We start from the raw sequence: 11,074 nt of genomic DNA, 5'->3' as shown, positions 1-11,074 counted from the left end.
GCATTCGCGTCGGCCATGCCGACGATCTCAACCTCGCATCCGGCGTCACCGCGATCGTCTTCGAAACACCCGCCATCGCGTCCGGCCTCGCACTCGGCGGCGCTCCGGGAAGCCGCGACCAGATGCTTCTCGACCCTGCACGAACCGTGGAGGCCGTCGATGCCTTCGTTCTCTCAGGCGGATCGGCCTTCGGCCTTGATGCCGCGGGCGGTGTGCAATCCGGGCTACGCGCGGATGGACGCGGGCTGCAAATCGGCCCGGCTCTGATTCCGATCGTGCCCTGTGCGATCCTGATGGACCTCCTGAATGGCGGCAACAAGGATTGGGGTCTCCATGCTCCCTACCGCGATCTCGGCTACCAGGCCTATCTCAGCGCCCGGCCAGGCGCCTTTGCGCTCGGCACGGTCGGCGCCGGCACGGGCGCAACGACGGTGAACCTGAAGGGCGGCATCGGATCGGCAAGCGCCAGGACCGCATCCGGCTACACCGTCGGCGCGCTTGCCGCGGTCAACGCGATGGGCAGCGTCACCATGGGCCACGCCCCGCATTTCTGGGCGGGCGTGCTGGAGCGTGACGGGGAATTCGGCGGACGCGGGCTCCCGGAGGCCGTTCCCGACGACGCTCACCGCCTCGCAATCAAGGGCGGGCCGACCACGGCCACGACGATTGGCGTGATCGCCACGGATGCGCGGCTTACAAAACAGCAATGCTACCGGCTTTCCGTGATGGCCCATGACGGGCTTGCCCGCGCCATCCAGCCGGCGCATCTGCCTTTTGACGGAGACACCGTGCTTTCCGCCGCAACGGGACGAAAGCCGGCCCCCAGCGATGACGCCTTTGCAGAGCTATGCCTGCTTGCGACAACGACCATGGCCCGCGCCATCGCCCGCGGTGTCTACGAAGCAGAAGCGCTCCCGCAGGAGGGAGCGCTTCCAAGCTGGAAAGACAGGTTCGGCTAGGACGCGGCGATCAATGCGCCGCGCAATCCGCTCACCGGTTTACTGCGCGGCGTAACCGCCGCCGATCGCGACGTTGAGTGCGACGAAATCCGTCGCCTGCTGCGCGATCGCATCGGCGAGCTGGGCTTCCGCATCGGAAACGGCGCGCTGGGCGTCGAGCACGTCGAGGAGCGAGATCGCGCCATCCTTGTAGCTCGAGGTCGACAGCGACAGGGCATCGCGGTAGGAGGCGACGGTGGCCCTGAGCGACGCCACGGTGCGACCGTCGCGCGTGGCTGTGGCGAGCGCCGATTCCACTTCACGCACGGCGTCCAGTACGGTCTGCTTCCAGGCGAGGTAGGCCTGTCGGGCCACCGATTCGGAGCGCGTCACATTGGCCCGCAATGCACCGCCATCGAAGATCGGCAGGCTGATGGTGGGGCCGAAGGACCAGGAGCTGACGCCGGCATTGCCGAGCGAGCTTCCCGACACGCTCGCCTGGATCGTTCCGCTCAGCGAGATCGACGGATAGAGCTGCGCCTCGGCGACGCCGATATTGGCGGTTGCGGCGGCAAGCTCGCGCTCGGCCTGGCGGATGTCGGGGCGGTTTCGGATCAGATCCGCCGGCACGCCGGAGGAAAGCCGCGCCTTGGCGACCGGGATCGGCTTGACCTTGTTCATCTGGTCGATCAGCGTTGCAGCCGGCAGCCCCATCAGCGTCGACAGTGCGTAGACCTGCTGGCGATAATTCGCCTCGAGCTGCGGGATCGTCGAGAGCTGCGCGTTGACGAGACCTTCGGACTGGACGACATCGAGCCGCGAGGCTGCGCCAGCATCGAGCTGGAACTGCGTCAGGCGGAGCGTTTCGCGCCGGCTCTGAAGGTTGGACCGGGCAATCGCCAGACGCTCCTGATAGAGGCGCGCACCGATATAGGCGTCGATCAGGTTCGAAATCAGCGTCAGCTTGGCGACGTCGGCGCTGGCATAGGCCGCGTCGAGCTGGTCGAGCGCAGCCTCGCCCGAACGGGCGTAAAGACCGAAGAGATCGAGCATCCAGGACACCGGAACAGAACCGCCGGCCGTATTGGTGATCTTGCGCGAGACCGCCGAGGCGCCCTCTCCGCCGGAAGCGCCGGCGGTGTCGTAGCCATTGAGGTTAACCTGCGGATAGGCGCCCGCCGTCGACGTGATCACATTGGTCTCGGCCTGAACGATCTGCTCCAGCGCCTGCAGAACCGACAGGTTCTGCGCCATGCCCTGCTGGACATAGCTGGTCAGAAGCGGGTCATTGAAGGCGCTCCACCAGGCGATATCGGTCACGTCGCCCACCGGCTGGGCGCTGCCTTCGCTGAATTTTTCCGGCAACTGCGCCTGTGGGGCCTGGTAGTCCGGTCCGACGACGCAGCCGGACAGCAGAACCATAAGCAGTGAAACGGGTGCAAGACGGCGCAACAACATCTGAAATATCCTGTCGTTTCGGCTGGACCGCCAGGCGGGCCAAGTGCCTACTATGGAAGCGCCGGGTAGAACCCGACGCAATATCGTTAACTTTCTTTTAAACCACCTGTTGCTCATCTGCCTCGCGCGCCGGCTTGTTGCCGATGCGGAACAGCCTGCATACGGCAACGAAGAAGGACGGCACGAAGAAGATACCGAGCGTGGTGGCGGCGATCATGCCGAAGAACACGGCAGTACCGATGGCATTCTGCGCCGCAGAGCCTGCGCCCGTTGCGCGGACCAGCGGCAGAACGCCGAGAATGAAGGCGAGCGAGGTCATGATGATCGGACGCAGGCGCATCCGCGCGGCATGGACCGCCGCATCGAACAGCGAATCACCCTTCTCACTCTGCTCCCTGGCAAATTCCACGATCAGGATCGCGTTCTTTGCCGCAAGGCCCATTGTCGTCAACAGGCCGACCTTGAAGTAGATGTCGTTGTCCATGCCAAGGAAATGCGCACCCATGACCGCGCCGAGAATACCGACCGGCACCGCAAGGATGACCGAGAACGGAATGGCCCAGCTTTCATAAAGGGCGGCAAGGCAGAGGAACACGAACACGATCGACACGGCATAGAGATAGGAGGCCTCATTGCCCGAGATCACCTGCTGCAGCGACATGTTGGTCCAGGAGACGGTGTAGCCGCCCGGGTTTTCAGCCACGAGATCGAGCAGCTGGTCCATGGCCTGGCCCGAGCTGTAGCCGGCGGCAGACTGGCCCTGGATGTCGATCGCGGTATTGCCGTTATAGTGGGCGAGCGACGGTGCGCCGGTCGTCCAGCCGATATCGGTGAAGGCCGAGAAAGGCACCATGTCGCCACGCGTATTCTTCGCATACCACTGGTAGATGTCTTCAGGCTGCATACGGTAGGGCGCATCGCCCTGGACGTAGACCTGCTTGACCTTGTCGCTCAAGGTGAAGTTGTTGATGTACGAACCGGCATAGATGGTCGCCAGCATGCTGGTCGCCTCGGAAATGCTCACCCCATAGGCGCCGGCCTTCTGTTCATCGATCTGCAGCATCATCTGCGTCTCGGCGTCCATCGTGTCGGTACGGACCTGGAAGGCAATGCCGGCCTGGTTCATCTGCTGGATGATCTGCTCGGTCGCCGAGAGGGCAGCGCTCTGGCCCTGGCCGCCGGTATCGACGACGTAACCGGTCCAGCCGGTGGAGTTGCCGAGACCCGGGATGGCGGGCGGCGACACCACGTAGACCTGCGCGTCACGGATATTCATGTAGAAATAGCCATTGGCGCGCTGGGTCAGGGCGGCAGCCGATTCGGACTCCTTCTTGCGCTCGTCGAACGGCTTCATCTGCACGAAGCTCAGGCCGTAATTCTCGCCCTGCCCCGAGAAGGAGAACCCGAGAACCGCGAACACGGCATTGACGGAATCCTGTTCCTGGAAATAGCGCGTGACCTCTTCGGAAACCGCGGCGGTGCGTTCCGTCGTGGCACCCGTCGGCAGGTTGATCAGGACGAAAAGCGCGCCCTGGTCCTCGTCCGGCAGGAAGGATTCCGGAAGCTTCATGAAGTAATGATAGACGCCGAAGAGCACGACGGCGAACACGGCGAACACGATCAGCGGCCATTTCAGCAGGGTCGAGACCGTTCGGCTGTAGCCGTTGGTCAGGCCATTGAAGCCGCGGTTGAACATGCCCGAAAGACCGCGGTCCTTCTTGGTCGGATCGACCGGCTTCAGGATCGTCGCGCAGAGTGCGGGCGTGAACACCATGGCCACGAACACCGACAGGATCATGGCCGCGACGATCGTGACCGAGAACTGGCGATAGATGATGCCGGTGGAACCGCCGATGAAGGCCATCGGAATGAACACCGCCGTCAGAACGATGACGATGCCGACCAGCGCGCCCTGGATTTCCTGCATCGAATGGATGGTGGCTTCCTTGGGCGGGAGCCCCTCCTCGTGCATGATTCGTTCGACGTTTTCCACCACGACGATGGCGTCGTCCACGAGCAGGCCGATCGCCAGCACCATGGCGAACATGGTCAGCGTGTTGATCGAGAAGCCGGCAAAGGCCAGCACGCCGAAGGCGCCGAGCAGCACCACCGGCACGACGAGCGTCGCGATCAGCGTGGCGCGCAGGTTCTGCAGGAAGATCAGAAGCACGAAGAAGACGAGGATAATCGCCTCGATCAGGGTATCGACCACCTGTTCGATCGAGAGTTCCACGAACGGCGTGGTGTCATACGGGTAGATGACGTCGACGCCCTGCGGCAGCGACGGCTTCACCGAATTCATGAAGTCGACAACGCCCTTCGAGGTGTCGATGGCGTTGGCGCCATTGGCAAGCTCGACCGCGAAGCCGGCTGCCGCCTGGCCGTTATAGTTACTGTTGAACTGATAGGACTTCTGTCCGAGCTCGACGCTGCCGATGTCGGAAATCGTGACGGTGGCGCCGTTTTCCGTCGTCTTCAGAATGATCTGCTCGAACTGCGGCGCGGTTTGCAGCTGGCTCGAGGAGACGACCGTCAGATTGAGCTGCTGTCCCGGCACGGACGGATCATCACCGAGATCGCCCACGGCAACCTGGTTGTTCTGTGCGCGGATCGCGGCGATGACATCATTCGACGTCAGATTGTACTGGTTGAGCTTGAAGGGATCGAGCCAAATGCGCATGGCGTATGGCGTATAGAAGCCCTGGATGCTGCCGACGCCGTTGAGACGGGCGACGTTGTCGTTGATCTGGCTGTCGATCAGGTTGCCGAGGTCGGCCTGGCTGTACTGGCCGGTCGGATCGGTCAGCGCCACGACCATCAGGAAGCTCGCGGAGGAGCGCGCGACGGTGATGCCGAGGCTGCGGACGATCTCCGGCAGCTGCGGCTGCACGAGCTGCAACTTGTTCTGAACTTCGACCTGCGCGATTTCCGGGTCGATATTCGGTCCGAAGATCACCTGGATCTGCGAAAGACCCGGGCTTGACGTCGACGTCAGATAAAGCATGTCATCGAAGCCGGTCAGACCGTCCTCGATGACGTTGGTCACCGTCGTTTCGACCGTTCGCGCGCTGGCGCCGGGGAAGGTTGCCGTGATCGACACCGTCGTCGGGGCGATCTGCGGATACTGAGAGATCGGCAGGGTTGCCAGTCCAAGACCGCCAACCAGCATGATCACGATCGCGACCACCCAGGCGAAGACAGGCCGATTGATGAAGAAGTTAGACATTAAGCATTCCTCGAGCGCGTGGTCGTGTCAGGTGAGTGCCCATACGCTCAGCCATTGCTGCCTGAGGCCTTGGTTGCCCCGGAGGATGCGCCCGAGCCCGATTCTGCCTTCTCGTCAACGACAACACCTTTGTCGTTGATCGTGACCGGTACCGGTGTCACTTCGGTGACGCCGCCGATCAGCCTCTGGAAACCGTCCACGACCAGGCGGTCGCCGTCGGAAACCCCCTTGGTGACGACCCACGAGTCATTGGAAACCTGGACCTCGTCAAACACCCGGGTCTCGATCTTGTTGTCCTTGGTCACGAACTTGGCCGTCACCTTGCCACCCGGTTCGATCTCGGCAGCGCGCTGGGGAATGAGGAAGCCCTGCTCTTCCGCGATCAACAGCGTTGCGCGGACGAACATGCCCGGCAGCAGGATGTGATCGGGATTGTCGAAGACGGCCCGCAGGTTCACCGTGCCGGTCGATTCGTCGACCGTGCGCGCCGAAACATCCAGATGGCCGGTAACGCCGTACGTACTGCCATCGTCAAGCAGAACATTGACATCGACCTTTGCAAGGTCGGCTTCGGTCTTCAGATTGGAATATTTGCCGGCAGCAGCCAGCACCTGTCCGGCTGATTCGTACATGTCGACATAGATCGGATCGAGCTGACTCAGATCGACGAGCTGGGTCTGCGCGGTGGGCGACGCGAGGTTGCCGACCGAAACGTTCGAAACGCCGAGAACGCCGTCGAAGGGCGCGGTGATCTGGGTATGATTGAGGTTGATCTGCGCCGACTTGACGGCAGCTTCGCCAGCGGTGACATCGGCAAGGGCGACATCATACTGGGTCTTGGCGTCGGTAACCTGGATTTCGGTGGCGCCAGTGTTCACGATGCGCTGGTAGCGTTCGTAATTTTCCTTCGCGCCCGGAACGGCGGCATTGGCCTTGTCCAGATTGGCCTGCGCTGAAGCGAGATCAGCCTGATAGGTGTCCTGCTCGATCTCGTAGAGAAGGTCGCCGGCCTTGACCAGCGCGCCATTCTTGAAGGCCTTCTTGGTGATGATGCCGGTAACCTGCGGCCGGATCTCGGCGAACTGGTAGGCAACCGCACGCGCCGGCAGCGTGGTCGTCAGCGGGACCGTCTGCTCAGTCAGCGTGATCACGCCAACCTGCGGCGGCGGCGGCATCTGACCTGCCTGTTGTTTCTTGCCGTCATCGCTGCAAGCAGTGAGCGCAAATGCGAGAACGGTAAGGGCAGCGACGGGAAGCTTGCGCGGCAGCATGGGCACCTATCCAGAATAGAAAATGATCAATGGTCAAACCCTTAACACAATCTAAACATGGCAGGAAACAACATATCTGCCACACATGCGACGCGAATTGGGCCGAGCTGCCCTTTAAAGGCTTTAGTGACGTATATCAGAAATCATCACTTGGCAACGTGATATTTCAATCCCGCGTCAATGAGGGCGATGATGTGTGCGGACTTTTCGGAGAGGGACGTAGGCTCTATGCACGTCATCATCTTTGGATGGAGCACACAGGCCAGCATGTCCACCACCGCAACGGCATCCTGCTCCGGCGTGCCCGGACGGTAGATTCCGGCTGCCATACCTTCGGCAATCAGCGCTGTGAGCTTGTCCTCGACCAGTCGGCGGTAGATTCGTCCGCCCTTGGCGGGATCCTCGAGGACCAGCGGGATCATGTCGAAAAGATACTGATTCTCCAGCTTGTCGCGGACATGCTCTTGCGCGAGCCTTGCCAGAAAAACCGTCAGCTTCTGGTCGGCCGGCGCGGAGGAATCCTCGATGCCGCAGCGCTCGGCCATCCTGCGGGCATGCCGGTAGGCAATCGTGCGTCCAAGCGTCAGCTTGCTCTTGAAGTGCTTGAAAACATTGGCAGGCGACATGCCGAGCTCGGCGGCAATATCGGCGATCGATACCGCCGCAAAGCCGCGTTCGCGGAAAAGGCGTTCGGACGTCGCAAGTATCGCCTCACGCGTCTCCTCGCCGGTTCGCCTTTGTCTGCGCATCACGCCGCGCTCCAGTTTCCCTCGGGATAATATGCGCTGAGATTGGCGCGTATGCGCGCCTTGACGCTATCGCCGCTGTCATCCGGGATGAACCGCTTGCCGGTGATCATCGCGAACGCCTGGGCATAGACTTCGGAGGCCGCCAGAACGACATCGGCCGGAATCTCCGGGATAGGATCCTTGTAGGGGTCGCACCGCGCCACCACCCAGGAGCGGATGAAATCCTTGTCGAAGCTTTCCGGACGTTCCCCAGCCGCAAAATGACGCTGATAGCTTTCCGCCATCCAGTAACGGCTCGAATCAGGCGTATGAATTTCATCGGCGACCAGAATATTGCCGTCGCCATCCCTGCCGAATTCATATTTGGTGTCGGCAAGGATCAGCCCACGGCTTGCCGCAATCTCCTGGCCGCGGGCAAAGAGCTTCAGCGCCATGGAGGAAACGGCATCCCATTCGGCCTCGGACAACAGCCCCTTTTCGACGATCTCTTCCGCCGTCAACGGCTCGTCATGACCGCCGTCGAAGGCCTTGCTGGTCGGCGTTATGATCGGCGCGGGAAGCGCCTCGTTGTCGCGCATGCCATCGGCAAAATCGATGCCGTAGATCTTCCGCTCGCCACGCTTGTAGCGCGTCAGGATCGAGGTATCGGTGGTGCCGGCGAGATAGCCGCGCACGATGATCTCGACCGGCAGGATCTCGAGCCGCTTGCCCACAACCACATTCGGGTCCGGATAGGCGACCACATGGTTTGCGGCGATGTCTGCGGTTTCCTCGAACCAGAACCGTGCGATCTGCGTGAGGATTGCGCCCTTGTGCGGTATCGACGCCAGCACCCGGTCGAACGCGCTGATGCGGTCGGTGGTGATGATGATCCGGTTGCCGTCCGGCAGATCGTAATTCTCCCTGACCTTGCCGCGATAGTAATTCGGCAGTTCCGGAAAAAAGGCTTCGTCGAGAATGCGCAACAAAAAATCCCCTTGCTGGTAGAGCGGGGAGCGAGGCGCGATATTGCCAAGTCCCTCAGCCCTCATTACAGATTGTAAACCTTATCGGCAACGACATTGACACGGCAGAAGGCCGAGCGCTTTCCGCCGTCGCTTTCGGGTCACACAATGGATTTCATCCCTTCCCTGCCCGTTCTCCTGGCATTTTCCGCGGCAACCCTGCTCCTGGCGCTGACCCCCGGTCCGGACATGACGCTGTCGATCAACAAGGCGCTGTCGGAGGGCCGAGCCGCCGGGCTGATGGTGCTCGCCGGCACCAATCTCGGCATCTGCGTCCACACCATGCTCGTCGCCTTCGGCGTCTCGGCGCTGATCATCGCCTCGCCGACGGCCTTCTTCATCCTGAAGAGCGGGGGCGCGGCCTATCTGCTCTGGATCGCGGTGATGGCAATTCGCAAGGGCAACAACTTCGTGCTGGAGGCAGAGGGCCGGCCTGCGCGCAAGCGCGGTTCTCTGAAGGCGGCGATGCTGAACGGCTTCTGGGTCAATCTTTTAAACCCCAAGGTCATCATCTTCTTCATGACCTTCCTGCCGCAATTCGTCACGCCGAACGACCCGAACGTCACCGGCAAGCTGCTGTTCCTCGGCTTCACCTTCATCGTCGTCGCGATCCTGCCAACGATCGCGATCGTGCTCGCCGCCCACCGGCTTTCCGGTTGGCTTGCGGCCCACAAGCGGGTCCTGCGCGGCATCGATTACCTGTTTGCCGGGGTGTTTTCGCTGTTTGCGGTGAAGATATTGCTGACCCATGCCCGCTGACGCATGTCAGCGTTTCGGCAGGGCCTCGAGCCGGGCCTGAAGGAAACGGCGCTCCGGCTCCGAAGAAGAGAGCGCGATTGCCCGGCGATAGGCATCGGCCGCCTCGGGCGCGCCGATCTTCGCCAGCAGGTCGGCGTGCAGCGCGTGGAACGGCTGGTAGCCGGTCAGCGCCGGCGCCACCGCCTTCAGCCGCAAAAGCGCAGGCCCCGCCCCCTCCAGATGCGATAGCGCCGCGATCCGGTTCAGTTCATGCACGGGATTGTCGCTGCCTTCGGCGAGCACGCGGTAGAGCAGTTCGATCTGCCGCCAGTCGGTCTCCGCAAACGACGGCGCTTCCGCATGGAGCGCCGCGATCGCGGCCTGGAGCTGGTAATGCCCCGGCCGGCCGCGACGGAGCGCGCGGTGGAGGATCGCCGTGCCCTCGGCAATCTCGTGCGCCCGCCAGCGGCGGCGGTCCTGCTCCTCGAGCGTCAGCGGCATCCCGTCTTCAGCGGTGCGGGCGTCGCTTCGGGCGTGGTGCAGCAGCATCAGCGACACGAGCCCCTCGATCTCCGCCTCCCCCGGCACGAGTTCGGCGAGCAGCCGCGCAAGCCGGATCGCCTCCTCGCAGAGATCGACCCTCAGCCGCTCGGCGCCTGAGGCGGCATAGCCCTCGTTGAAGGCCAGATAGATGACGGCGAGCACGCCCGAAAGCCGGTCGGCGAAATCCTCCGGCTCGGGCTCCGCGAACGCGATTCCGGCGCGGGCGATCTTGTGGCGGGCGCGGACAAGGCGCTGCGCCATGGCCGACGGCATATCGAGGAAGGCGGCCGCGACATCTTCCGTCGAAAGGCCGAGCACGGAGCGCAGCGTCAGCGCGACGGCGGTCTTGCGCTCAAGCGCGGGATGACAGCAGATAAACACGAGTTTCAGCCGCTCGTCGGCGATTGCGCCGATTTCTTCTCCCTCCCCGGCCATCGCGTTCTCAAGCAGAAAGGCGATCTCGTCGCTCTTGCCGGCGAAATTCGCGGCGCGGCGCAGCCGGTCGATCGCCTTGCGGCGGGCGACCGCCACCAGCCAGCCTTCCGGCGAATGCGGAAGGCCTGAGCGGCGCCAGTGCACCAGCGCCGCCTCGAACGCATCCTGCAGGCAGTCCTCGGCGAGCTGAAAATCCTTCAGCGCGCCGATCAGCACGGACAGCAGTCGGCCCCGCTCGGCCCGGACCAGCCGGGCGATGACCGCGGCGATGTCGTCCGGCGGAGCCTTCTCCGTCACCGGTCGAAGACCATGACCGGGCGCAGCTCCACCGAGCCGTTTTCGGCGTGCGGGATCATCGCCGCGTAGCGGATCGCCTCGTCCAGCGTCTCGCAATCGAGAATGTAGAAGCCGCCGAGCTGCTCCTTGGTTTCGGCAAACGGACCATCCATGGTCTCGACCTTGCCGCCGCGCACCCGGACCGTGGTCGCGGTCGCGGTCGGCTGCAGGGCGTCGCCCGCCACATAGACCCCGTCCTTGTGGTAGGTCTCGTTGCAGACGGCATAGCCGGCCATCATCTTGCCAAAGCCGGGCGAGCCCGGTTCGGGAAGGGACTGCTCGGCAGAATAGATCAGCGCGATATATTTCATTGCAATTCTCCTGGCTTGTGCCCCCGCCGACATGGGAGGGTCACCGGGATGACGAACGGGATTGC

9 protein-coding genes are annotated in these 11,074 nt (G+C 62.9%); 2 read left to right on the top strand and 7 right to left on the bottom strand.

The features are described from left to right. Window positions 1–2: 2 nt before the first annotated feature. Window positions 3–959, top strand: coding sequence for a P1 family peptidase (locus HPQ62_RS19565; protein ID WP_174804279.1), 957 nt, complete (start codon window positions 3–5; stop codon window positions 957–959). 39 nt (window positions 960–998) lie between these two features. On the opposite strand, the gene HPQ62_RS19560 is transcribed toward HPQ62_RS19565, so the two are convergent. The 5 genes from HPQ62_RS19560 to HPQ62_RS19540 all read right to left on the bottom strand — a co-directional run bounded on the left by HPQ62_RS19560 (window position 999) and on the right by HPQ62_RS19540 (window position 8,607). Next, a complete protein-coding gene (locus HPQ62_RS19560; RefSeq protein WP_174804278.1) occupies window positions 999–2,396 on the bottom strand; it encodes an efflux transporter outer membrane subunit in 1,398 nt (465 codons plus the stop codon). 97 nt (window positions 2,397–2,493) lie between these two features. Next, window positions 2,494–5,622, bottom strand: coding sequence for a multidrug efflux RND transporter permease subunit (locus HPQ62_RS19555; RefSeq protein WP_174804277.1), 3,129 nt, complete (start codon window positions 5,620–5,622; stop codon window positions 2,494–2,496). 47 nt (window positions 5,623–5,669) lie between these two features. Beyond that, the gene (locus HPQ62_RS19550; RefSeq protein ID WP_174804276.1) at window positions 5,670–6,893 is read right to left on the bottom strand and encodes an efflux RND transporter periplasmic adaptor subunit; all 1,224 of its coding nucleotides are present in this window, start codon (window positions 6,891–6,893) and stop codon (window positions 5,670–5,672) included. Window positions 6,894–7,039: 146 nt separating this feature from the next. Further along, entirely contained in the window at window positions 7,040–7,642 is a 603-nt protein-coding gene (locus HPQ62_RS19545) for a TetR family transcriptional regulator (protein ID WP_244629784.1), read from the bottom strand. Further along, window positions 7,642–8,607: a phosphoribosylaminoimidazolesuccinocarboxamide synthase gene (locus HPQ62_RS19540; protein WP_174804274.1), complete on the bottom strand. Its 966-nt coding sequence runs from the start codon at window positions 8,605–8,607 to the stop codon at window positions 7,642–7,644. The genes HPQ62_RS19545 and HPQ62_RS19540 overlap by 1 nt, the downstream gene beginning before the upstream one ends. Before the next feature lie 147 nt (window positions 8,608–8,754). Between HPQ62_RS19540 and HPQ62_RS19535 the strand changes: the two genes are divergently transcribed. Next, a complete protein-coding gene (locus HPQ62_RS19535; RefSeq protein ID WP_174804288.1) occupies window positions 8,755–9,405 on the top strand; it encodes a LysE family translocator in 651 nt (216 codons plus the stop codon). Between the two features lie 6 nt (window positions 9,406–9,411). Here HPQ62_RS19535 and HPQ62_RS19530 read toward each other — a convergent pair whose 3' ends face one another. Continuing rightward, entirely contained in the window at window positions 9,412–10,659 is a 1,248-nt protein-coding gene (locus HPQ62_RS19530; protein WP_342343739.1) for an RNA polymerase sigma factor, read from the bottom strand. After that, entirely contained in the window at window positions 10,656–11,009 is a 354-nt protein-coding gene (locus HPQ62_RS19525; protein WP_174804273.1) for a YciI family protein, read from the bottom strand. Before HPQ62_RS19525 ends, HPQ62_RS19530 begins: the two co-directional genes overlap by 4 nt. Between the last annotated feature and the right edge of the window lie 65 nt (window positions 11,010–11,074).

The sequence above is a fragment of the Martelella limonii genome, assembly GCF_013344475.1.
In the GTDB taxonomy this organism is placed as follows: domain Bacteria; phylum Pseudomonadota; class Alphaproteobacteria; order Rhizobiales; family Rhizobiaceae; genus Martelella; species Martelella limonii.
The sequence above is the reverse complement of the archived record's forward strand: the minus strand, read 5'-3'. Positions and strand labels throughout refer to the sequence as shown.